The sequence below is a fragment of the Xylanibacter ruminicola 23 genome (assembly GCF_000025925.1).
GTDB classification, from domain to species: domain Bacteria; phylum Bacteroidota; class Bacteroidia; order Bacteroidales; family Bacteroidaceae; genus Prevotella; species Prevotella ruminicola.
The window spans coordinates 2004953-2028415 of sequence record NC_014033.1 but is presented as its reverse complement, the minus strand read 5'-3'; the positions used below and the strand labels follow the sequence as shown (position 1 = coordinate 2028415).

At 49.4% G+C, this 23463-nt stretch carries 19 protein-coding genes; 14 read left to right on the top strand and 5 right to left on the bottom strand.

All coding sequences use genetic code 11. The features are described 5' to 3' along the window. Positions 1-134 precede the first annotated feature (134 nt). Together PRU_RS08675 and PRU_RS08670 are read left to right on the top strand one after the other, a co-directional pair. The gene (locus PRU_RS08675) at positions 135-3353 is read left to right on the top strand and encodes a SusC/RagA family TonB-linked outer membrane protein (RefSeq protein ID WP_041385994.1); all 3219 of its coding nucleotides are present in this window, start codon (positions 135-137) and stop codon (positions 3351-3353) included. A gap of 13 nt (positions 3354-3366) precedes the next feature. Next, positions 3367-5127: a RagB/SusD family nutrient uptake outer membrane protein gene (locus PRU_RS08670; RefSeq protein WP_013064182.1), complete on the top strand. Its 1761-nt coding sequence runs from the start codon at positions 3367-3369 to the stop codon at positions 5125-5127. A gap of 38 nt (positions 5128-5165) precedes the next feature. Here the strand turns inward: PRU_RS08670 and mscL are convergent, their stop codons facing one another. Beyond that, a complete protein-coding gene (mscL, locus tag PRU_RS08665; protein WP_013063381.1) occupies positions 5166-5564 on the bottom strand; it encodes a large-conductance mechanosensitive channel protein MscL in 399 nt (132 codons plus the stop codon). Between the two features lie 259 nt (positions 5565-5823). Between mscL and gap the strand changes: the two genes are divergently transcribed. Then, positions 5824-6849, top strand: coding sequence for a type I glyceraldehyde-3-phosphate dehydrogenase (gene gap / locus PRU_RS08660; RefSeq protein WP_013063865.1), 1026 nt, complete (start codon positions 5824-5826; stop codon positions 6847-6849). Positions 6850-6961: 112 nt separating this feature from the next. Then, positions 6962-8014 (top strand): alpha/beta hydrolase, encoded by a 1053-nt coding sequence (locus tag PRU_RS15345; RefSeq protein ID WP_049769120.1) that lies wholly within the window; start codon positions 6962-6964, stop codon positions 8012-8014. 75 nt (positions 8015-8089) lie between these two features. Here PRU_RS15345 and PRU_RS08650 read toward each other — a convergent pair whose 3' ends face one another. The 4 genes from PRU_RS08650 to PRU_RS08635 form a co-directional block, all read right to left on the bottom strand. Next, positions 8090-8647, bottom strand: coding sequence for an outer membrane beta-barrel protein (locus tag PRU_RS08650; protein WP_013064568.1), 558 nt, complete (start codon positions 8645-8647; stop codon positions 8090-8092). A 312-nt stretch (positions 8648-8959) separates the two neighbouring features. Then, on the bottom strand, positions 8960-9133 hold the full coding sequence (locus PRU_RS15705) for a hypothetical protein (RefSeq protein ID WP_013063786.1): 174 nt from the start codon (positions 9131-9133) through the stop codon (positions 8960-8962). 568 nt (positions 9134-9701) lie between these two features. Then, entirely contained in the window at positions 9702-10274 is a 573-nt protein-coding gene (locus PRU_RS15340) for a TlpA family protein disulfide reductase (protein WP_013063132.1), read from the bottom strand. Positions 10275-10296: 22 nt separating this feature from the next. Then, the gene (locus PRU_RS08635; protein WP_013065102.1) at positions 10297-10701 is read right to left on the bottom strand and encodes a PaaI family thioesterase; all 405 of its coding nucleotides are present in this window, start codon (positions 10699-10701) and stop codon (positions 10297-10299) included. A 140-nt stretch (positions 10702-10841) separates the two neighbouring features. On the opposite strand from PRU_RS08635, the gene PRU_RS08630 reads away from it, so the two are divergent. From PRU_RS08630 to PRU_RS08585, 10 genes are all read left to right on the top strand, one after another. Beyond that, a complete protein-coding gene (locus tag PRU_RS08630) occupies positions 10842-12485 on the top strand; it encodes a DUF2207 family protein (protein WP_013063941.1) in 1644 nt (547 codons plus the stop codon). A 73-nt stretch (positions 12486-12558) separates the two neighbouring features. Further along, positions 12559-12762, top strand: coding sequence for a hypothetical protein (locus PRU_RS08625; protein WP_033149785.1), 204 nt, complete (start codon positions 12559-12561; stop codon positions 12760-12762). A 59-nt stretch (positions 12763-12821) separates the two neighbouring features. Further along, positions 12822-14249, top strand: a complete 1428-nt coding sequence (locus PRU_RS08620) for a bifunctional metallophosphatase/5'-nucleotidase (protein WP_074683798.1) — start codon at positions 12822-12824, stop codon at positions 14247-14249. 45 nt (positions 14250-14294) lie between these two features. Then, entirely contained in the window at positions 14295-15674 is a 1380-nt protein-coding gene (locus tag PRU_RS08615) for a TMEM43 family protein (protein WP_013063094.1), read from the top strand. 3 nt (positions 15675-15677) lie between these two features. Then, positions 15678-16697 (top strand): AAA family ATPase, encoded by a 1020-nt coding sequence (locus tag PRU_RS08610; protein ID WP_013064924.1) that lies wholly within the window; start codon positions 15678-15680, stop codon positions 16695-16697. 19 nt (positions 16698-16716) lie between these two features. After that, positions 16717-17619: a tRNA (adenosine(37)-N6)-dimethylallyltransferase MiaA gene (gene miaA, locus PRU_RS08605; protein ID WP_041385993.1), complete on the top strand. Its 903-nt coding sequence runs from the start codon at positions 16717-16719 to the stop codon at positions 17617-17619. A gap of 51 nt (positions 17620-17670) precedes the next feature. Beyond that, a complete protein-coding gene (locus PRU_RS08600; RefSeq protein ID WP_013063356.1) occupies positions 17671-18606 on the top strand; it encodes a diacylglycerol/lipid kinase family protein in 936 nt (311 codons plus the stop codon). Positions 18607-18758: 152 nt separating this feature from the next. After that, positions 18759-20708: a glycogen debranching enzyme N-terminal domain-containing protein gene (locus PRU_RS08595; RefSeq protein ID WP_041385992.1), complete on the top strand. Its 1950-nt coding sequence runs from the start codon at positions 18759-18761 to the stop codon at positions 20706-20708. Between the two features lie 12 nt (positions 20709-20720). Next, on the top strand, positions 20721-21989 hold the full coding sequence (locus tag PRU_RS08590) for a glycosyltransferase family 4 protein (RefSeq protein WP_013064849.1): 1269 nt from the start codon (positions 20721-20723) through the stop codon (positions 21987-21989). 39 nt (positions 21990-22028) lie between these two features. Continuing rightward, entirely contained in the window at positions 22029-23441 is a 1413-nt protein-coding gene (locus tag PRU_RS08585) for a glycoside hydrolase family 57 protein (protein ID WP_013064162.1), read from the top strand. Positions 23442-23463 lie beyond the last annotated feature (22 nt).

Below are 23463 nucleotides of genomic sequence, written 5' to 3'. Positions count from 1 at the left end.
GATATATATCGTATATTTGCGACGTTAAAAATCAAACATGCTGAATTAATCAATCCTAGCCATAAACATAGGGTTGATATAACATGGAACTAGAAACCAATTACCGGTTATATTACTAATTAATTATTATCATTATGTACAACTATTCAAAGATCCTTTCTGCTGTTTGTGCAGGAATGTTGGTTATGGGTTCAACCATGCCCGTGGCTCAGGCGCGAGCTAGTCAGGTTGTTACTCAGGCTAAGCCTACTGTGCAGGTAAAGGGTGTGGTTCTCGACACCAGTGGCGAACCTGTCATAGGCGCCAGTGTCATTGAGTTAGGCACACAGAGTAATGGAACGCTTACAGGAGCCGATGGTTCCTTCAGCATTACTGTTGCCAGGGGTGCAAGTATCCGTATCTCTTTTGTGGGTTACAAGAATGTAACTGTTAAACCTACCGCCGGCAAGAGCGTGAATGTTACTTTGGAAGAGGATTCCGAGGTGCTCAACGATGTGGTGGTAGTGGGTTATGGTACCCAGCGCAAAAAGCTGGTTACAGGTTCAACCGTACATGTAACCTCTGACAATATCGCAGCCATCAATGCCGTTGATGCCTTTGGTGCCCTGCAGAGTCAGGCTGCCGGTATGAACATCGTGATGAACTCTGGTCAGCCAGGCGAGAGCTACAAGGTGGTTATCCGTGGTATGGGTACAGCCGGTAGTAACACCCCGCTGTATGTCATCGATGGCGTGCCTGGTGGATCTATCACCGACCTGTCGCCAAACGATATCGAGAGTATCGACGTGCTCAAGGATGCTGCTTCGAGTGCCATCTATGGTGCCCGTGCCTCAAACGGTGTTATTCTGGTAACCACCAAGAAGGGTAAGAGTGGCAAGGTGCAGGTAACCTTCGATGGTTATATGGGATGGCAGAATCCTAATACCAATGATGTTACCCCGCTGAATGCCAAGCAGTATATGGAGATTAACGATAAGGCCTATCAGATACAGGGTGTGAGCACCTACGACTGGGCCAAGCTGATTCCCAAGCAGTACGCACAGATTATGAATGGCACTTGGAATGGCACCAACTGGCTGGAGGAGACAACCATCCACGATGCGCCCATGCACAATGCCTCAGTAAATATCATTGGTGGTAGCGATGTGTCGCGCTTCTCGTTAGGTTTCAGTAAGTATCACCAGACGGGTACCATCGGCTATCCTGCCGATCCTAAGTACGATCGCTATACCGTTCGCCTTAACTCCGATTACTCGCTCATCCGCAAAAAGGGTCGCGACGTGCTCAAGTTCGGCGAGAATATCACCTTCTCGGCTACTAATAAGAAAGGTGTAAGCATTGGTGGTATCTATGGTAACAGCATCCGTAACCTGCTGGCCATGAGTCCGCTGCTGCCTGCTTACAACGAGGATGGCAGCTTCTACGAGTACAAGGATATTGTGGCCGATGGCTGGGATTTCAGTGCCGAGATGGCCAACCCGTTGGCTCAGATGAAGTACGACGAGGGCTACGGCTATACCAAGGGCTGGCGCCTGCAGAGCAACTTCTTCCTCGAGTTCTCGCCCATCAAGGATCTTACCTATCGCGCCAGTGCCGGTTGGCTGTATCGCCATCGCGAGGGCCGCAGCTACAAGCCTGTTTACGAGCTCAGCACCAAGAAGTCGAATCCTAACGACGACGTGAGTCAGAACCAGTCGTACAGCATCCGCTGGTCGTTAGAGAACACTATCAACTACGTTAAGTCGTTCGGCCTGCATAATATCGACGCCCTGCTGGGTCAGAGTATCGAGAAGTGGGGCTATGGCAGCAGTGTCAACGTTACTAACAGTAACTCGCTGTTCCCAGGCTCGTTCGATCATGCCTATATCATCAACGCCAATGTGGTTGACCCTGCCTACACCTCGATAGGTGGTAGCCCCGAGGATCAGGGTGCCCTGTCGTCGTTCTTCGGTCGTATCAACTATAACTACGACGAGACCTATCTGCTCTCGCTCGTGCTGCGTGCCGATGGTTCATCCAACTTTGCCCGTGGCAAGCGCTGGGGTTATTTCCCATCAGTCAGCGCTGGTTGGGTTATCAGCAACGAGGCGTTTATGGAGAAGACCAAGTCGTGGCTTGACTTCCTGAAGATTCGTGCCAGCTGGGGTCAGAATGGTAACTGTAACATCTCTAACTTCCAGTATGTAGGTACCATCGCGTTCGACGATCCTTACTATTTCGAGAGCAAGGATAATCCAGGCATCGGTGCTTATCCTAACATCCTGCCTAACAAGGATGTAAAGTGGGAAACCTCTGAGCAGTTAGACCTTGGTTTCGATGCCCGATTCCTGAACAATCGTCTGGGCGTGGCCTTCGACTGGTATAACAAAACCACCAAGGACTGGCTGGTACGTGCGCCCATGCTGCTGTCGTACGGTACAGGTGCGCCTTATGTGAACGGTGGCGATATCCAGAACAAGGGTTACGAGGTGCAGCTCACCTGGAACGATAAGGTGGGTAAGGACTTTGTATATGGCGTAACCTTCAACTTCTCGCATAACAAGAACGAGGTTACCCGATTGGCTAACTCCGAGGGTATCATCCATGGTGGTTCTAATGCCATCGCCCAGAACACGGCCGAGCTGTATCGCTTGCAGGTAGGTTATCCTATCGGCTACTTCTGGGGCTATGCCATGGAAGGTATCATCCAGAACGAGGCCGACCTGCAGGATTACATCAACCGTAACTGTAGTGGCGATAAGAAGAACTCGCTGCAGGGCGAATCGCTGCAGCCTGGCGACGTGAAGTTCGTGGATGTGAACGGCAATGGTAAGATTGATACCGGCGATGCCGACAAGACCATGATTGGTGATCCTAACCCCGACTTTACCGTAGGTCTTAACATCAACCTGGCTTATAAGGGCTTCGACCTGGCTCTGAATGGCTACGGCTCGTTCGGTCAGCAGGTGGCCAAGAGCTATCGTCAGTTCTCCGATCACCCCGATGATAACTATTGTACCGATGTTTACACCAAGTACTGGACAGGCGAGGGTAGCACCAACAAGTATCCACGCTTCTCCGATGGTAAGAACGTGAACATGAGCGAAATCTCGAAGGTTTGGGTAGAGGATGCCGACTTCTTCAAGATCTCTCGCATTGCCTTTGGCTACGACTTTAAGAAGCTCTACAACAAGCTGCCCGTGCAGAAGTGCCGCCTCTACGTGGCCCTCAGCAATTACTTCTGCTTTACCGGCTACTCGGGTATGGATCCTGAGGTAGGTTTCGGCAATGGCACCAGCTGGGCTTCGGGTATCGACTGTGGTTACTATCCATCGGCTCGCTCATGGCAGGTAGGACTGAATATAAACTTCTAAACACATGGTAATTATGAAACACTATAGATCTTTGATGCTTAAATTATGTAATTTTGGCATTGCAGTAGCAGCCATCGTGCTGGCTTGCTCCTGCGACGATTTCCTGGATACCGAGAACCTTACGATGAAGGATACCTCGAACTTCCCTGTTAACGAGACCGATGCCGTGCAGATGGTAAATGGTATCTACTCTGTTATGAACCGCAACCTGGCCGACCCCGAGGAAGACCCCTTCTTTATATTCGATATCGCTGGCGACGACCGCTTGGGTGGTGGTAGTCAGAGTAACATTGGCGCTCAGGGTGTCGATCGCCTCATGAATGCCTATGTGGATTGGATGAAACCCCTTTGGAAGCAGCGCTATGCAGGTATCAACCGTGCCAACAACGCGCTCGAAACCATCGACAACGTTACCGAGTGGAGCTCGCCCGATAAGAAAAAGCAGTTGCTGTGCGAAATCTACTTCCTGCGTGCATTCTATTATTTCAACCTCGCTCAGGTGTTTAATGGTGTGCCCCTGGTTCTCAGCACCGATCCGCAGAACCTGCCACGCGCCACGGCCGACGAGGTGTATGCCCAGATTGGTAGCGACCTCAAGGCTGCTATCGAGAATGGTCCTTCAACCAAGTATCCCGCCTTTGGCGAGGGGCGTGCCTCAAAATGGGCTGCCGAGGGTTTGATGGCCCGTGTATGGCTGTTCTATACAGGCTTCTATAACAAGAGCGAGCTGCCTTTGGCCGAGGGTGGTAGCATCTCAAAGGCTCAGGTAGCCTCGTGGCTCGAGGATTGTATCCAGAACTCTGGCTTTGGCCTGGTTAGCGATCAGCGCAACCTGTGGCCTTACACCAACCCCTATACCGCCAAGGATTATCCTTATGCCCTCGACAACGGTTTGAATTGGGTTACCGACGAGAATATGGAGAACATGTTTGCCGTTAAGATGAGTAACAAGGCCGGTTGGAGTGCCGACTCGCAGTTGCGCCACAACCGTATTGTTGAGTTCTACGGCCTGCGCAAGACCACTGTTGATGCCTTCCCATTCTCAGTTCAGGGTTATTCTAACGGTCCTGTGTGCGAAAAACTGTGGACCGATTGGGCTGCCGATCCCGACTATCAGGGCGACTATCGCCGTGTGGGTTCTATCTGCGATCGTGCCGTCGAGATTCCTAAGTACAAGGGCGATCCCGCCAAGGAGGTAGAGAACACCAACCTGCTGGCTAAGAAGTACATAGGTTGCGAGGCCTATAGTGAGGATCACAGCAGCCGCTACCTTAGCTATGCTTACTACTATGGCTCTGAGAACAACCGCCAGTCGGGTCTTACTCAGTCGCTGGTATGGCTGCGCTTTGCCGATGTGCTGCTCATGCACTCCGAGCTTACCGATGGTAAGGCTGTGCTCAATGGCAAGAGCGGACTGAATGCCGTTCGCCAGCGTGCCGGCTTGAACGATATCACCTACAGTCTGGCTGCCCTTAAAAAGGAGCGCCGCTACGAGTTGTGTTTCGAGGCTCTGCGCTGGAACGACCTGCGCCGTTGGGGCGATGTGGCCGAGAAGGTTAAGAATCAGGTAGGCAACAAGATTACCAACCAGGGTATTCCTGGCGAGTATGCCTTTACCAACGATTTTATGCAGCGTTATAACGAAACGGGTGGTGGATTCTTCAAGATTCCTGAGGATCAGGTAACCCTGTCGGAGGGTGTGCTCGAGCAGAACCCCGGCTGGGGCGATGGCACCAACTGGGCCAAGGGCGACCTGCCGTATAAGTTTAAGTAAAATAAAAACCCCGCCAATCGGCGGGGCTTTTTTATTGTTTATTTATTTTTCAGCAGATCTCTGATCTCAGCCAGCAGCTCTTCCTGGGTGGGACCCTTAGGAGCCTCGGGCTCTGGAGCAGGCTCTTCCTTCTTGCGGTTCAGCTTGTTAATGCCCTTCAGCATCAGGAAGATACAGAATGCCACGATCACAAAATCTACCACGTTCTGTATAAACGTACCATACTTCAGCACAGCTGCACCCTCGCCTTCGCCAATCTGGAAAGCCAGGCTGGTAAAATCTACATTGCCAGTAACCATACCTACAACAGGCATCAGCACATCGTCAACCAGCGAGCTTACAATCTTACCAAAGGCACCGCCAATGATAACACCCACTGCCATGTCCATCACATTGCCCTTAACGGCAAACTCCTTGAATTCTTTAATAAATCCCATAAGCTTTAAATGTTTAATGTTTAATGTTTAATATATTAATGTATGAATTGTAATCTGTATTTTGCAATCATTGGTTTTTTGCCGCCGATTTTTATACTTTTTACTTTTCAGTTTTCACTTTTCACTTTATTTTTAAGTGATTTATGCTGCAAATATAGGAATAATTTTGTAACTTTGCATCCGAAAATAAAAAAAAGTTCGTTTTTCGAGCTAAAAAAGTTAGTAATAATAGGTATAACCCATTTAAATAATTAAGAAAATGACAAAAGTAGCAATTAACGGTTTTGGCCGTATTGGTCGTCTCGCATTCCGTCAGATGTTCGAGGCTGAAGGTTATGAAGTAGTAGCAATCAACGACTTGACAAGTCCTAAGATGCTCGCTCACCTGCTGAAGTACGATACCGCTCAGGGTGGTTTCTGTGGCAAGATTGGTGAGAACAAGCACACTGTAGAGGCTGGTGAGGATTACATCGTTGTTGATGGTCAGAAGATCACTATCTATGCTATTCCTAACGCTGCTGAGCTCCCTTGGGGTAAGCTGGATGTAGACGTTGTTCTGGAGTGCACAGGTTTCTACACATCTAAGGAGAAGGCTTCTGCTCACCTCACTGCTGGTGCTAAGAAGGTTGTTATCTCTGCTCCTGCTGGTAACGATCTGCCTACTATCGTTTACAATGTAAACCACAAGACTCTGACTCCTGCTGACACTGTTATCAGCGCTGCTTCTTGTACAACAAACTGCCTGGCTCCTATGACAAAGGCTCTGAACGACCTCGCTCCAATCCAGAGCGGTATCATGACAACTGTTCACGCTTACACAGGTGACCAGATGATTCTCGACGGTCCTCAGCGCAAGGGTGATGTTCAGCGTGCTCGTGCTGGTGCTCAGAACATCGTTCCTAACTCAACTGGTGCTGCTAAGGCTATCGGTCTCGTAATTCCTGAGCTCAACGGTAAGCTCATCGGTGCTGCTCAGCGCGTTCCAACTCCAACTGGTTCTACAACTATCCTGCACGCTGTTGTTAAGGGTGATGTAACTGTTGAGAGCATTAACGCTGCCATGAAGGCTGCTGCTAACGAGAGCTTCGGTTACACTGAGGAGAAGCTCGTTTCAAGCGACATCATCGGTATGAAGTTCGGTTCACTCTTCGACGCTAACCAGACAATGGTAAGCAAGATGGAGGACGGCAACTCACTCGTACAGGTTGTTTCTTGGTACGACAACGAGAACTCTTACACTTCTCAGATGGTTCGTACTATTAAGTACCTCGCTGAGCTCAAATAAGATCAAATCTTAGTTTGACATATTTTAAGCCACTCGATTTTGTCGGGTGGCTTTTTTTGTGTACCTTTGCCATCGTAAAATAACGTATTATTACAGTAAACCTAACGTAAAAATGAAAAAGTTACTATTATCAGCTATGCTGTTCGCAGCAAGTACCGGGCTGGTTAATGCCCAGACAGTTCAGAAACAGATTGTAGAAGAGGGTGGTACAGGCCCCTTTAAGTCCGAGGTGGTAGGCGATGCCTCTTGCCCAGGCTTCACCGTTTATCGCCCTCAGAACCTGCAGCAGGTGGTGGCCCAGAAAGGCGCCCTGCCCGTTATCGTTTATGCCAACGGCGCCTGCTTTAATAATAATGTAGAGATGCGCCTGCTGCTCAGCGAGGTAGCCTCGTATGGTTACGTAGCTGCTGCTATCGGTCCTTACGACGAGGCCGATGTCATGGCTCAGTGGCGTGGTGTGCTCAAGTCGGCCTATCCTGCCACCAAGGCCGAGGTTGTGATGGCCAATGGCGAGAAGATTCAGCCCCTTACACCTGAGGAGATCAAGGCCCAGCAGGAAGAGCAGGCCAAGATGATGGCCCAGGCCACCAAGAAGGCTAAGAAAACCGCTAAGCAGCCCGCTGCTCCTCAGTTCAGTACCTATCCTAAGATGCTGCTCGAGGTGCTCGATTGGCTCACCGAGCAGAATGCCGCCGCTGGTTCCGAGTATTACCACTGCTTGGATCTGCAGCGTGTAGCCGCCATGGGTCAGTCGTGTGGTGGTGCCCAGGTGCTTGCCATCGCCTACGATCCCCGTATCCGCACCTGCGTGATGCTCAACACCGGTATTGGCGATATGGAGATGATGGGCGCCACCAAAGAGTGCCTTAAGAATCTGCACACCCCTATGTTCTATATGATTGGTGGTCCAGCCGATATCGCTTATGCCAACGCCCAGAAGGATTACGAGCGTATTGCCGACGATATTCCTGTAGTGATGCTCAACTCAAAGGATGGCCACAGTGGTACCTATTACGAGGCTCACGGTGGCAACTATGCCAAGGCCGTTGTAAAATGGCTCGACTGGCAGCTCAAAGGCCAGGTAGGACAGTCGGCCCTCTTCCTCGACGATGAGTACCTCAAGCTCAAATTCCCCGAGTGGCAAGGCGTCCGCAAGAACTTCTAAATACACAAACAATGATGGCTGCACCGGAATGATGCAGCCATCTTTTTTTGATTTATATAAACTAAGGTTTTACTATTAGAAGTTGTAGTAAACACCGAAGCTTAGGTTAGATCCATCGAGGTCGAAACCAAAGGTGTTAGCAGCCTTGGCGCCATCTACATCCTCCTTCTCGCTCTGCCAGCCCAGGAAACCAGCGTGAGCTACAAAGCTGAGCTTATCGTTGAGGTTAACTGCAATACCTGGCTTGATGCCCAGACCGAAGGTGTTTACCTTGTTACCTACAGCGGGATCCTCGTGGATATAATCTAAACCACCATCCAGGAACAGGTTTACCTTATCAAACTTAGCAAAGGTGTAACGGGCGTAAGGATTAATCTGGAATACCTTGTCCTTGGCTGATACAGTGAGATTGCCAGCTTTTACCTTCTGCTCGTTCTCGGCATATCCGAAAGCTACACCAATAGCCCAGCTATCGTTGATGTTGTAACCAATCTCAGGCATGAGCTTGAGCTTAGTGTTGGTATCGCCATCCTGAGATGTAGAAGCCAGACCAAGACCACCACCTACGTAAACCTGTGCATTCATTGTTGCAGCTACACACACTGCTGCGAGTGTCATAAAAATCTTTTTCATTTTCTTTTCTTTTTAATATTAAACATATACATTTGGTCTCCCAAAGGACCGCCTGTTTTGATTCTAAATGCACTGCAAAGGTAAGGCGAAAACTTTAAACCAAGCAAAAGTTTTGCAGAAAATACCGAATTAGGCTGATATTGTTGACTAGAATCACAAAAAACGGCCTATTTAAAAAATATAGTAAAAATCCTTTGTGGATAGGGAAAACCCTAAGGAAATCACAAACTCGGCCTTCTTCAGGAACTCATGACTCGAGATGTTTACTCGCTTGCTCTCCAGCAGCATCTCCACCAGACAGCTACGGAACTTCTACAGCACACCAAATACTACATCCTGCGTATAAACACTACCGTGCTCACTGATGTGCTTTGCCAGCTTGCGGGTGTTCAGGGTTTCAATACTCTTACTGTGGGCGAACCACTTGCCAAAATACTGCGACTTGTTGTTCTTTTTCTGTCGCAACTCATAAAAAATCTTTGCCATACTCTAATACTTTTTAATTTTAATGGTTAATACTAATGTTACTTAATCTCTTGTGTGTCTCAATCCACGTGTGCACTTTGTTTCTTTTTGACGTTGCATTATTTCCTAATTGCACTGCAAAGGTACAAATAAAATCGATGCGCACCAAAACTTTTTAAAGTTATTCCTTGAGTTTTTCTGAAGTGTTAAAATGTAAAGAAATAATCTTGATTGTAAGGAGCCTTATATATACTATCTTAAAAATACCACTTTACTATCTAAGAGAAAGTTCGGCAGGATTTACAGAAAACTCGTAAACTATCCACCAGATTCTGCCGTACTACATAAAATGCCCTGCTGGCGGGCTGGAATGGTACATTAGTTCATTAGTTCATTTTGTAAAATTTAGTAGCGCATCCGTGGGCTCTTATTGCTTTATATAATTTATATATATTATAATATATATAAATTTAATATATAATATAGAATAAATATAGTCTCCACCTCCCGTTACCCTCTCTCGCCCTCCTGCTTTTGTCTCTTAGAATTGGAAATGAACTAATGAACTAATGTACCATTGTGGAGAGTGTCATTTGAGTGCGGACTTGATGGCGTCGAGGATTTCGGCGCGCTTTTGCTCTGATGTGCCGTGAACGGCGTAACGTACGATGCCCTGCTTGTCGACTACGATGGTGAGTGGAAATCCTAATGAACCAATCCATGGCATCATGGTCTTGTCTTCAACAAGATGGATCCAGTTGAACTGACGGTTGTCGGTGATTCGTTTGGTGGTGGCAGCATCGTGGAATGTTGCTGAAAAATACAACACTTCGGGTAGCTGCTGCTTCCATTCTGAAAGAATCGGCATCTCAGCAAGGCATGGTCTACAGCCGGAATACCATAGATTAAATACGGCTACACGACCACGGATGCTATCGGAGTTCCAGGTGTTGCCATCGATGTCTTTATCAGAGAAAGTTGGGAACTTATCGCCTGCATGGGGATAGTAGAACGAACCATCGGACTTGATGGTTGACTGCGTGCTTGCTTTCAGCTGGGCAGAAAGACTCATGTAGTGCTGAACGATGGCATCGCGCTCTTTATCCTGTGCCGAGGTGGTGATGGATAATGTTAATGCTGTTAGGAGAATGATTGCTTTCATTTTTATTAGTTTTATGTATGATTTATTTTGGGGGAAGCGGCTTGGATTTGCGGTAGCCCATGCCGGTGACGTGACAGATGAGTTTGCCCTCCTGATTGGTGACGCTAACCTGAACAGAGGGGATCTTATGGTGATCGGCTACGAAGGTGGCTTCGGCCCTAAGATGGTCGCCCTCCAAGGCACTGGCCACGAACATGATGTTGTTGGAGATGCCGAAGGTAAGCTCGCCGTGCTGGTTCATCAAGGCGGCGATGGCAAGGTCGGCTAAGGTGAACAAAGCACCACCCTGGCAAACATGGCCGCCATTCAGGTGCATGGAGTTTACGGTCATCTCGGCTACAGCATGCTGATCGTCTACCTCTACTATCCTACAACCTGTGTTGGCTGCAAAATGGTCGGTCTGGTTCAGTAATTCTTTAATATCCATGATTGTATGATTTTTGCCTGCAAAGATACATAAAAATATGTTTTATTAAAGCCAATTAACATAGTTTAAAGGAAGAAACGTTAAATATTAGTGTCGAAAGGTGCTACTTTCGGCACTATTTTTTAAATTTGCACCTTGTAATGAAAGCGAAATTGACAATCGTACTTTTGCTGCTTGGGGTAATACAGGTATTGGCCCGTCCGCAGTTACACGACCTGGACATACGGGTGGTGCTTTATAAAAATGGCGACGCCCTGATTACTGAAACACGACAGATGACCATTGATAGCGAGGGTACAGAGTGCTATATCGGCTTGGCTAACATGGGGCCAAGCATTGTAAAGAACCTGACAGTGACCGACGAAACGGGCGCCCGATATGTATATACGGATTGGGACGTGAACCAGACGCGCAGTTGGAAACAGTACAAATGCGGTATTGTTACCACCAAGCGCGGCTTTGAGTTGTGCTGGGGCCTGGGTGCCGAGGGCGAGCGTACGTACACCACCACCTATGTGATGACTGGACTGGTGCGCGGCTATCCCGATGCGTGTGCCATCCGCCACGTGTTCCTGGATACCGCTGTGTCGCCTAAACCTGAGCATGCCCGCGTGGCCATTACTACTGCCGACAGTACGATGGTGATTAACGAGGATTCGTGCGGCGTGTGGGGCTTTAGGTTCGAGGGTGAGATATGGATGCAGGACGGCTTTGTGATGGCAGAGACCACCAAGCCCATGAGCGACGAGGCTGGATTGTACCTGATGGTGAAATTCCCCAAGAGCATGTTTGAGCCTACCGTATGGGAGAACGACACCTTTGAGAACAAGAAGGACGAGGCCTTTGAGGGCAGCGACTACGTGTACGATGAGGACGACGAGGATGATATGAGTCCCTTTGAGTGGGTGCTGTTCATCCTGTTTTACGGCGGAGCAGCCCTGTTGGTTATTGGTGGCGCCGTGTGGCAGATGTACCGTGTATGGCGGGCCAAGCGCCAACTGAACAAAGGGCTGATGTGGTATCGTGATGTGCCAGTGAACGGCAATCTGCAGGAGGCTAACAAGATACTAAATGCCTATAAATATTTTAACAGCGATTATAATAATCTGATGTCGGCTTGTATCCTGAAATTGATCAGCATGGGCGTTATCACCATTGAGACAAAACCTAACTCGAAGGGTAAGATGGAACCCAACTTTGTGATGCACGACTACAAGGATATTGACAAGCAGCCTGTGCTGATGCGCCAGCTGTACAAGATGTTTAAGGATGCGGCAGGCAGCGACAGAATATTGGAGCCATGGGAGCTGAAATCGTATATGAAGAGCAGAACCCATCAGAGTGCTATCGACCAGTTTATCACTACCTTGCACGCCAAGAAGGATCTGTCGAAGTATCCTCCATACGATAAGGGTGTGAATGAGGTGTTTGGATTGCGAAAATTCCTGAAAGAATTTACACTGTTGGATGAGCGCGAACTGAAGGAAGTAAAGCTGTGGAAGGATTATATGATATATGCCACGCTGTTTGGTATAGCCGATAAGGTGATTAAGGAAATGAAGCAGGTGAACCCTGCCTACTTTGATATGGACCGTGTGGCCAGTACCATGGCCGACAACATGACGCTGCCACTGATTTACAGTACCCTGCAGCGTAGTACATCGAGTGCCGTGGCTGCCAAGGCAGCACGCGAACACCGTGCAAGCGGTGGTGGCGGACACTCGTCGTGGGGAGGCGGCGGAGGCGGCTTCTCGGGCGGCGGCGGAGGAGGCGGCGTACGATGATACATTAAAGATTAAGCATTAAACATTAAGCTTTGAGCTTGAAAGATTAAAACATTAAGGAACGTATAACGAAATGAAACTGAAAGTGAATCGTACAACCATCGAGTTGTTTGAAGGCGCAGAGATACGCCACGCATTGATTTCTTATCTGACCAGACGGCGGATGAGCTTAAAGTTTTTGGAACAGTTGGAAGTAACTGACGTGTGGGGACATGAGATTGACCTTGATGCGCCCGCGAGTGCATTTACACAAATCAGACTGAAGTTTAAAGATTAAACATGAAACATTCTTGCTTAGGCAAGCGTACTAAAGAAACGATTAAAAGATTAAACATTATGTTTAAAAAGAAATATGTATTGGCATCGATGATGCTGCTGGCAGGACTGTGTGTTCAGGCCGGCGGAAAGAAAGAGCTACACATACTGAGTGCTAACGATATGCATGCGGCTATAGAGTGCATGCCACGAGTGGGTTTTGTGGCCGACTCGCTGCGTGCCTTGTATCCCAACTTGCTGGTGCTGAGTGCCGGCGATAACCGTTCGGGCGAACCCCTGAACGATATGTACGAGATACCAGCCTATCCGATGGTGGCACTGATGAATATCATTGGTTTTAATGCTACCACACTGGGTAACCACGAGTTCGACTCCGGACAGGAGGGTTTGGCTAAGCTGGTTAGCATGTCGGCTTTCCCCACGCTGTGTGCCAATGTGCAGCCCGATGCCAAGTGGAACATGCACGTAAAGCCTTACCAGGTGTTTGATTGCGGCGGTATTAAGGTGGGTATCGTAGGTGCTGTGGCACTGGGTGCGATGGGTATCCCCGAGAGTCACCCTAAAAATACGGTTGATATCAAGTTTACCGACCCTCTGGAGACATTGCAGCAGTACCAGTTTCTGCGCAAGGAGTGCGATGTGGTGCTGTTCCTCTCGCACCTGGGCTTTGAGAGCGATGTAAAGGTGTCGAAGGATCTGCCTTGGGTGGATATCATCGTAGGTGGACACAGTCACACCCAGCTGAAGGGTGGTGAGATGCACAATGGCCTGTTTATCACCCAGAACAAGAACCGACTGGCTTGTGTTACCCATACCACACTGACACTTGAGGATGGTAAGGTGGTGGATCGCCAGGCCGAAAACATCGCCATTCGCGGTGGTAAGAACGAGAATAAGGTGGTAAGAGCCTTGGTGGATTATTTCTCGCAGAACCCTGCCTTCTATCGTGTGCTGGCACAGGTGGACACACCATTTGAGTGCTACGAGGAGTTGGGTAACATGATGTGCGATGCCTACGTACAGGAGGGTCATGCCGACCTGAGTTTCCAGAATCCGGGTGGTGTGCGCTACGAGACAAAGCCTGTGGGTGGCTTTACCGTGGCCGATGCCCTGAGACTGGACCCATTCCAGAACGAGGCTATCGAACTGCAGCTGACAGGTAAGGAGCTGATTGACATGATGAAGAAGTGCTACGACAACGATAACCAGGGATTCCCCTATGTAGGTGGCATGAAGGTGGATTACACCGTTGACCCTGCTACCAAGGCCCTGACAAAGGTGGTGCTGTATGGTGAGGACGGTAAGAAGCTGAACCTGAAAAAGACCTACAAGGTGATTACCAACAGCTATACGGTGGCCATCAGCACTACTAACCGTAAGGACCCAGGTAAGGGTATCGGTAAGATTACAGCCCAGCTGGTGATGGACTATCTGGAGCACCAGGGCCACGTGAGCTATCAGGGCAGTAGGAGAATTTTTAGACATTAAACATTATACATTAAACATTATACCAATAACCTATTATTTATTATTATGGCTTATCAAGAAGTAAGAACAACGGGATATGGAACCCGCGTAGGAAATTCGTTTAAGGCTATAGGCAGCGGCATTGTGCTGTTCTGCTTGGGTACTGCATTACTTTGGTGGAACGAAGGACGTGCAGTGAAGACCGAAAAGATGCTGGAAGAGGCAGGGAGCGCCTATGTAGAGATGCCTAACCCCGCCAAGAAGGATGCCCAGCTGGAGGGCGAACTGATTTGTGGTACGGCACTGGCCACCACGCAGGATTCGCTGATTGACAAGGATTTTGGCGTAGGTGCCACAGCCATTGCCATGCGACGCACCGTGGAGTACTACCAGTGGGTAGAGCATGCTAAGGAAAAGAGCGAAGACAAGTTGGGTGGCAAAGAGGTAACTACTACCACCTATACCTATACCAAAGAGTGGGTGAGCCGCCCCGTTGAGAGTGCTGAGTTTAAGGATTCCGCTTACCAGAAAAAGAACATGGTGCTGACAACTGTTGAGAATGACCAGCAGTATGCCGAGAACGTAGAGTGGGGTGCCTATAAGCTGAACGAGAGTCTGATTCACGCCATTTCTTCGCGTGAGGCACTCGACCTGGCCATTGCCGAGGATCTGCTGAAGCAATTCGATAAGAACACCCAGACCGCTTACGAGCGATTCTACGGTGCCCCAAAGAATAACAATCAGCCTGCACCTGAGGCCCAGCAACCAGCTGCCATCCCCGATTCGATCAAGGCCCTGCTGCCTGATTCGGTAAAGGCTCAGTTGGACTCGATACAGGCTGTGAACGACTCGATTAACAAAGCCATGGAGGCTGCTCAGAATAAGAAGGATCTGGCGTATGTACACCAGGCTGGCAACGTGCTGTACTTTGGACGTGTGCCTGGAAGTCCTGAGGTGGGTGATGTGCGTGTAACCTTCGAGAAAGTGGTGCCTGCCAAGGTAACGGTGATGGCCGTGGTAGATGGCGACACCTTTAAGCCCTTTAAGGCCAAGAACGGCAAGCGATTCCAGACGCTGGTGATGGGTAAGAAGAGTGGCGACGAGATTATTGAGGCCGAGCAAGAGGGTAACAACTTTATTAAGTGGGCCCTGCGCATTGTGGGTATCCTGATGGTGATTGGCGGATTGAAGGGCATCTTCGGATTCCTGGAGACTATCCTGAAGGTGGTACCATTCATCGCTGGCATTTTCGGCTGGGGTGTTGGATTGGTATGCACCATCCTGGGTGTAGTGTGGAGCCTGATAGTGATTGCCCTGGCATGGCTGTTCTACCGTCCGCTGTTGGGCATTACCTTGCTGGTTATCGCAGGTTTCCTGGTATGGGTATTCGCCTTTAAGGGTAAGGACAAGTTAAAGGAATTGGCCGCTAAGGCTGCAACCAAGTAATATATGGATTTTAAAGAGTTTGCCAATAAGTTCCTGAAAGGGTGTGGCTGTGTTAGCATCATCTGTTTCGTAGTGGTAGCCCTCATCTGCATTTTCGTGCCCGATGAGGAAGAGGAGAACAAGGATGAGAACCAGACAGCCCAGACGGAACAGGTAGAGAAACGTGACAGCGTGATCGTGAACGAACCCCTGGAGGGCGACCCCTATCAGGAGCTTGACGAGCTGATAGGCTTGGGAAGTGTGAAGGACGAGGTGCGATCGCTGGCCAACTTTGTGAAGCTGCAAAAGCAGCGCGAGGCAAAGGGACTGAAAACGGCTAAGGTGAGCTACCATCTGGTGTTCTACGGATCGCCTGGTACGGGTAAAACCACCGTGGCACGTATCGTGGGTCGTATCTACAAGGACCTGGGTGTGCTGAAGCGTGGACATACCGTTGAGACCGACCGTGCAGGCCTGTGTGCCCAGTACGTGGGACAGACAGGACCCAAGACCGACAGCGTGATTATGAAGGCGCTGGATGGTGTGCTGTTTATCGACGAGGCCTACTCGCTGGTACCTGAACAGGGCAACGGTAACGACTACGGACAGGAGGCTATATCTACCATCCTGAAGCGTATGGAGGACTATCGCGACAGATTGGTGGTGATCGTGGCTGGTTACAAGAACGAGATGCAGCGTTTTATCGACTCGAACCCTGGATTGCAGTCGCGCTTTAATCGCTACATCGACTTCCCCGACTACACGGGTGGCGAGCTGGCTCAGATATTCAAGATGTACATGAAGAAGAACCAGTACACCCTCTCGGCCGATGCTGAGCAGTATCTGAAGGAACGCTTTGAGTATGCTGTGGCCCATAAGGACCGCAACTTTGGTAATGCCCGTTATGCTCGCAACGTGTTTGAGAAGAGCATACAGGCCCAGGCCAACCGTTTGGGCGGTATGAGCAACCTGAACAAGGAACAGCTGACGGAGTTGACAGCCGATGATCTGAAGGCCGGCTTCGCTTCTAAATCGAATATATAATAATGTGCTAATGAATAGAATGATAACGATATTGGGACCAACCGCCTCGGGTAAAACACCCGTGGCGGCCCACCTGGCAGCCAAGATCGGGGGTGAGATTATCTCGGCCGATTCGCGCCAGGTATATCGTCGCATGGATATCGGTACTGGTAAGGACCTCGCCGACTACGGCGAGGTGCCTTACCACCTCATCGATATATGCGAACCAGGTACCAAATACAATTTGTTTCAATACCAACAGGACTTTTACGATGCCTACCAGGACATACAGGGTAGGGGCAAAACGCCCGTGCTGTGTGGTGGCACGGGCCTTTATATCGAGGCTGTGCTGAAGGGCTACAAACTATCGCCTGTGCCCCAGAACCAGGCGCTGCGCGACAGTCTGGAGGGCAAAACGCTGCCTGAGCTTACACAGATGCTGCAGGAGCTGAAGGCCAGAACGGGCTCGAACATGCATAACAAGACAGATGTGGATTCGTGTCAGCGTGCCATCCGTGCCATCGAGATTGAGACGTATAATCTCGAGAACCCAGTGCCCCGTAGAGAGCTGCCACCTGTGGATTCGCTCATCATCGGTATCGATATCGACAGAGAGTTGCGCCGTGAAAAGATTACCCGCCGATTGAAGGCCCGTTTGGAAAATGGAATGGTCGACGAAGTGCGCCGTTTGCTCGACGAAGGCATTGCACCCGAGGATTTGATTTACTACGGATTGGAGTATAAATTCTTGACAGAATATATTATAGGACAGCTCACATACGATGAGATGTTCAGCAAGCTCGAGATAGCCATTCATCAGTTTGCCAAGCGACAGATGACGTGGTTCCGCGGCATGGAGCGTCGTGGCTTTACCATCCACTGGATTGATGCCACCCTCCCCATGGATCAGAAAATAGAAGAAATCCTAAAGCTTAATGTTTAATGTTTAATGTTTAATGTTTAATGTTTAATATTTAATGTTTAATATATTCCGATGGCAGTAGAAACTACAAGATGGGCTATACTTTATTGCCCCAAAACAGGTGTCTTTAACTCGCATAAGCGTTGGGAGAAGATACAGAAGGTGCTGGACGAGCGTCAGGTGCAGTACGACTTTGTACAGAGCGAGACAGCCGACAGCGTGGAACGATTAGTGAAAATGATGATACAGAACGGCTACAAAACCATTGTAATCGTGGGTGGCGACTCGGCCCTGAACGATGCCGTGAACTGTCTGATGATGGAAGAGAAATCCGTACGCGACGAGATTGCTTTGGGCGTGATACCCAATGGCGTGCTGAACGACTTTGCCAAGTTCTGGGATTTCGACGATGATAAGATAGAGCAAACCATCGATTGGCTGATTAAGCGTCGTGTGCGCAAGATCGACCTGGGCTGCATTCGCTATACCAACAAGAAAGGCGACAAATGTCACCGTTATTTCTTGAATTGTATTAACATCGGACTTACTGCCGACATCATGAATCTGCGTCGGCAGACACGTCGTTTGTTCGGATCGCAAACCTTATCGTTCCTGGTAAGTTTGTTTGTGATGCTGTTCCATCGTATGGAGTATAAGATGAAGCTGAAGATTAACAGCGAGGTGATAGAGCGCAAGGTGATGACGGTGTGCATAGGATCGGGTCCTGGCTACGGTCAAACACCTAATGCAGTGCCCTATAACGGCATGCTGGATGTGAGCATGGTTTACCACCCCGAGGTGGTGCAGCTGATTGAGGGTTTGTGGCTGTTGGTGGCAGGCCGATTCCTGAACCATCGTAGCGTACACCCCTACCGCACCAAGGAGATTGAGGTGGAGTACGCCAAGAAAGCCATCGTGGGCATTGATGGGCGCATGATGAAAACGCCTGTGGGTTCGTACAGGATCACGGTTGAACAAGAAGTTGTAAATTTCTTGATACCAGAATAAGAATAAGGGTGCGCAACGATTGTGCACCTTTTTTCTTTAAACATAAATAAATGTTAAATATCATTTTGATTTCTTTGAACTCTGCATAAAAATGCCTACCTTTGGAAAATCAAACTTGAATATTCACTAATAAATACCTTTAGACAGGAACTATGAGCTACCTACGTTTAGAAAAGGCCGTGATGACTAACCTGCAGGAAAGTCTGGTCCGTGAGTTCCTCCGAACCAATCGTTCGGGCGCCTATAGCAGCTCTACACTGGTGGACTGTAATACGCGAAAGTACCACGGATTGCTGGTAGTGCCCGTGCCTGAGTTGGATGACGAAAACCACGTGTTGCTTTCGTCGCTCGACTGCACGGTTATCCAGCATGGCGCCGAGTTTAACCTCGGCCTGCACAAGTATCAGGGCAACAATTTTAGTCCTAATGGACACAAATACATCCGCGAGTTCGACGCTACAAAGGTACCTACTACTACCTATCGCGTTGGCGGAGTAATTTTGCAAAAGGAAGTTATCTTCCAACACTATGAGGATCGCATCTTAATTCGTTACACTTTGGTGGATGCACACTCAGCTACTACACTACGTTTCCGTCCATTCCTTGCTTTCCGCAGCGTGCGACAGTTTACACACGAGAACGCTACTGCCAGCAGAGAGTACAGCGAAGTTGAAAATGGAATTAAGACCTGTATGTATGCCGGCTATCCCGACCTGTACATGCAGTTCTCGAAGAAAAACGAGTTTATCTTCCAGCCCGACTGGTATCGTGGCATAGAGTATCCGAAGGAGCAGGAGCGTGGCTACGCTTCGAACGAGGACCTTTACGTGCCTGGTTATTTCGAGCTGCCTATCAAGAAGGGTGAGAGCATTATCTTTGCAGCCTCTACCTCGGCTATCAAGCCAACGGCTATGAAGAAACTGTTCGACGACGAGGTGAACGATCGTGTGCCTCGCGATAACTTCTACCACTGCTTGGTAACAGCTGCACACCAGTTCCACCGCAAGGAGAAGAACCACGACCGCTATCTGCTGGCTGGTTATCCCTGGTTTAAGTGCCGTGCCCGCGATACATTTATCGCTCTGCCAGGACTCACCCTCGCTATCGGCGAGATTGACTATTTTGAGAAGGTGATGATGACGGCCGAGCGCGACCTGCGAGCCTTTATGGAGGAGAAACCACTGAGTGGTAAGATATACGAGATGGAGCAACCCGATGTGCCACTGTGGGCGGTATGGGCCATGCAGCAGTACGCCAAGGAGGTGGGGCGCGACAAGTGCTTCGAAATGTATGGTAAACTGTTGCACCAGATTATCAAGTACATTCTGGACGGTAAGCATCCTAACTTGCGACTGGATGACAACGGCTTGCTCTACTCGAACGGAAAGGATAAGGCTGTAACGTGGATGAACTCTACTGCCAACGGTAAGCCCGTGGTGCCACGTTCAGGCTACATTGTAGAGTTTAACGCCCTGTGGTATAACGCCCTGAAATTCTGCGCCCTGATGGCTAGCGAGAAGGGTGATGCAAAGGGTGCCGAGAAGGTTGAAGCACTGGCTGCCAAGGTGAAGGATTCGTTCGTAGAAACCTTTGTAAACGAGTACGGCTATCTGCTGGACTATGTGGATGGCACGATGATGGACTGGAGCGTACGTCCGAATATGATTTTCGCTGTAGCCCTCGACTACTCGCCACTGAACCAGCAGCAGATGAAGAGCGTGGTGGATATCTGTACCCGCGAGCTGCTGACACCAAAGGGATTGCGTTCGCTCTCACCAAAGAGTGGTGGTTATAATCCTATCTATGTGGGTCCGCAGACCCAGCGCGACTATGCTTACCATCAGGGTACCGCATGGCCTTGGCTGGGTGGTTTCTATATGGAGGCCTGTCTGAAGCTGTACAAGCGCTCACGCCTGAGCTTTGTGGAGCGACAGATGGTGGGCTATGAAGACGAAATGGACTATCATGCCATTGGTACCATCTCTGAACTTTTCGACGGTAACCCGCCATTCCATGGTCGTGGTGCCATGTCGTTTGCTATGAACGTGGCCGAGATTCTGCGCACGCTCAAGTTGATGGAAAAGTATTCATATCAAAAGTAAGGAGGAACTGCTATGAAGGTATTAATGTTTGGATGGGAGTATCCTCCTCACGTATTCGGTGGATTGGCCACCGCTAACTATGGTATCTCTGAAGGCCTGAAGGCTCAGGGCGATATCGAGACGGTACTGTGCTTGCCTCACCCCTTTGGCGATGAGAGTCAGCATGCCTGCCGTATCGTTGCCATGAATGCTGTGCCCATTGCGTGGCGCGATGTAGATTACGACTACGTGAAGCAGCGCGTGGGCAATATCATGGATCCCGATTACTATTTTAAGTTGCGCGAGCATATCTACGCCGACTTTAACTATATGAACGTGAACGACCTTGGTGCGATGGAGTTTGCCGGTGGTTATCCTGGCAACCTGCACGAGGAGATTAATAACTACTCGATCATTGCCGGACAGGTGGCCCGCACGGAGGAGTTTGATATTATCCACGCTCACGACTGGCTCACCTTCCCCGCTGGTATCCATGCCAAGCAGGTAAGTGGCAAACCTCTGTGTATCCATGTTCATGCTACCGACTTCGATCGCTCGCGTGGTAAGGTTAATCCTACCGTTTACAGCATCGAGAAGAATGGTATGGACTGGGCCGATTGTATCATGTGTGTATCCGAATTAACCCGTCAGACGGTTATCAACCAGTATCATCAGGACCCACGCAAGTGCTTTACCGTTCATAATGCTGTGTACCCATTGCCACAGGAGTATCAGGATATTCCACGTCCTGACCATACTGGCAAGGAAAAGGTGGTTACCTTCTTAGGTCGTATCACCATGCAGAAGGGACCTGAGTACTTTGTAGAGGCCGCTACCATGGTGCTGCATCGTACCCGCAACGTGCGTTTCTGTATGGCTGGCTCAGGCGATATGATGGACGCTATGATCCATCTGGCTGCCGAGCGTGGCATTGCCGACAGATTCCACTTCCCTGGCTTTATGCGTGGCAAGCAGGTGTACGAGTGCCTGAAGAACTCTGATGTGTACGTCATGCCTTCGGTGAGCGAACCATTCGGTATCTCGCCCTTGGAGGCCATGCAGTGCGGAACCCCAAGCATCATCTCAAAGCAGAGTGGCTGTGCCGAGATTCTTGATAACTGTATCAAGGTCGACTACTGGGACATCCACGCGCTGGCCGATGCCATCTACTCCATCTGTCATAACGAGTCGCTCTTTAACTACCTGAAGGATGAGGGTAAGAAGGAGGTTGACCAGATTACATGGGAGAAGGTGGGCGCATGGATCCGTACCCTCTACCTCCGCACCTTAGGATGGGAATAATTAAACATTAAAGATTAAACATTAAAGATTAAAAATGTTATGAAAACAATTTGTTTATATTTCGAGATACATCAGATTATTCATCTGAAGCGTTACCGTTTCTTTGATATCGGTACCGATCATTATTACTATGATGACTACGAGAACGAGCGTAGCATCAGCGACATTGCCGAGCGCAGCTATATGCCCGCACTCAATGCCCTGCACGATATGATTAACGAGCATGGCAAGTACTTCAAGGTGGCTTTCTCACTGAGTGGTACTGGTATCGAGCAGTTGGAGATGCATGCACCACAGGTGCTCGAAAAGCTGCAGGCTATGAACGAGACTGGCTGCGTAGAGTTCCTGGCCGAACCTTACAGCCATGGTTTGTCGTCGCTGGCTAACCCCGATAGCTTTGCTGTGGATGTAAAGAAGCAGTGTGCTAAGATCGAGGAGCTGTTTGGCAAGAAGCCTACCGTATTGCGTAACTCGTCACTTATCTATAGCGATGATATCGGTGCTCAGGTAGCCTCGATGGGCTTCAAGGGTATGCTTACTGAGGGTGCTAAGCACGTGCTGGGATGGAAGAGTCCACACTATGTTTACCACTGCAACCTGGCTCCAAACCTGAAGCTGTTGCTGCGTGATATCGAACTGAGCGATGATATTTCTTTGCGATTCAACAACTCAGAGTGGGATGGCTATCCACTGTTTGCCGATGCCTATATCGATCGTATCGCCCGTCTGCCCGAAGAGGAGCAGATTGTAAATATCTTCATGGAGCTCTCGGCTCTGGGTATCGCCCAGCCACTCAGCTCTAACATCCTCGACTTCCTGAAGGCTCTGCCTGCACAGGCCAAGGCCAAGGGTATCACCTTCTCTACACCTACAGAAATCTGCAAGGCTTGTAAGAGCGTGAGTCAGCTGGATGTGCCTGATACCCTCTCATGGGTCGACGAGGAGCGCGACGTTAGCTGCTGGTTGGGTAACGCTATGCAGCGCGAGGCTTTCAACAAACTGTACAGTGTGGCCGATCGTCTGCGTATCGCCAACGATCCCCGCATCAATCAGGACTGGGATTATCTGCAGGCTTCGAACAACTTCCGTTTCATGACCACCAAGCCTTCGAACGTAGGACTGGATCGTGGTATCTACAGCGGACCATTCGATGCCTTCACCAACTATATGAACATCCTGGGCGACTTTATCAATCGTGTAAATGCCCTTTATCCACTCGATATCGATAACGACGAGCTGGAGGGCTTGCTCACCACCATTAAGAACCAGGGTGATGAGATTGAGATGAAGGATAAGGAGATTACCCGACTCAAGGCCAAGCTGGAGAAGCTGGAGGGTTGCAAGGGTAAGGCTGCCAAGGCCGAGAAACCCGCTGCCAAGCCAAAGGCTGCCAAGAAGCCTGCTGCTAAAAAGCCAGCAGCCAAGAAAGCAGAGACAAAGGCCGAAGCATAAATCGGCTTTGCTATACCATTAA

Bases quoted from the DNA above. Each gene is read 5' to 3' on its own strand.
- PRU_RS08595 (WP_041385992.1), top strand. From the start codon at position 18,759: ATGAGCTACCTACGTTTAGAAAAGGCCGTGATGACTAACCTGCAGGAA.
- PRU_RS08670 (WP_013064182.1), top strand. From the start codon at position 3,367: ATGAAACACTATAGATCTTTGATGCTTAAATTATGTAATTTTGGCATT.
- PRU_RS08615 (WP_013063094.1), top strand. From the start codon at position 14,295: ATGGCTTATCAAGAAGTAAGAACAACGGGATATGGAACCCGCGTAGGA.
- PRU_RS15705 (WP_013063786.1), bottom strand. From the start codon at position 9,133: ATGGCAAAGATTTTTTATGAGTTGCGACAGAAAAAGAACAACAAGTCG.
- PRU_RS08675 (WP_041385994.1), top strand. From the start codon at position 135: ATGTACAACTATTCAAAGATCCTTTCTGCTGTTTGTGCAGGAATGTTG.
- mscL (WP_013063381.1), bottom strand. From the start codon at position 5,564: ATGGGATTTATTAAAGAATTCAAGGAGTTTGCCGTTAAGGGCAATGTG.
- PRU_RS08620 (WP_074683798.1), top strand. From the start codon at position 12,822: ATGTTTAAAAAGAAATATGTATTGGCATCGATGATGCTGCTGGCAGGA.
- gap (WP_013063865.1), top strand. From the start codon at position 5,824: ATGACAAAAGTAGCAATTAACGGTTTTGGCCGTATTGGTCGTCTCGCA.
- PRU_RS08585 (WP_013064162.1), top strand. From the start codon at position 22,029: ATGAAAACAATTTGTTTATATTTCGAGATACATCAGATTATTCATCTG.
- PRU_RS15340 (WP_013063132.1), bottom strand. From the start codon at position 10,274: ATGAAAGCAATCATTCTCCTAACAGCATTAACATTATCCATCACCACC.
- miaA (WP_041385993.1), top strand. From the start codon at position 16,717: ATGATAACGATATTGGGACCAACCGCCTCGGGTAAAACACCCGTGGCG.
- PRU_RS15345 (WP_049769120.1), top strand. From the start codon at position 6,962: ATGAAAAAGTTACTATTATCAGCTATGCTGTTCGCAGCAAGTACCGGG.
- PRU_RS08590 (WP_013064849.1), top strand. From the start codon at position 20,721: ATGAAGGTATTAATGTTTGGATGGGAGTATCCTCCTCACGTATTCGGT.
- PRU_RS08625 (WP_033149785.1), top strand. From the start codon at position 12,559: ATGAAACTGAAAGTGAATCGTACAACCATCGAGTTGTTTGAAGGCGCA.
- PRU_RS08630 (WP_013063941.1), top strand. From the start codon at position 10,842: ATGAAAGCGAAATTGACAATCGTACTTTTGCTGCTTGGGGTAATACAG.
- PRU_RS08650 (WP_013064568.1), bottom strand. From the start codon at position 8,647: ATGAAAAAGATTTTTATGACACTCGCAGCAGTGTGTGTAGCTGCAACA.
- PRU_RS08600 (WP_013063356.1), top strand. From the start codon at position 17,671: ATGGCAGTAGAAACTACAAGATGGGCTATACTTTATTGCCCCAAAACA.
- PRU_RS08635 (WP_013065102.1), bottom strand. From the start codon at position 10,701: ATGGATATTAAAGAATTACTGAACCAGACCGACCATTTTGCAGCCAAC.
- PRU_RS08610 (WP_013064924.1), top strand. From the start codon at position 15,678: ATGGATTTTAAAGAGTTTGCCAATAAGTTCCTGAAAGGGTGTGGCTGT.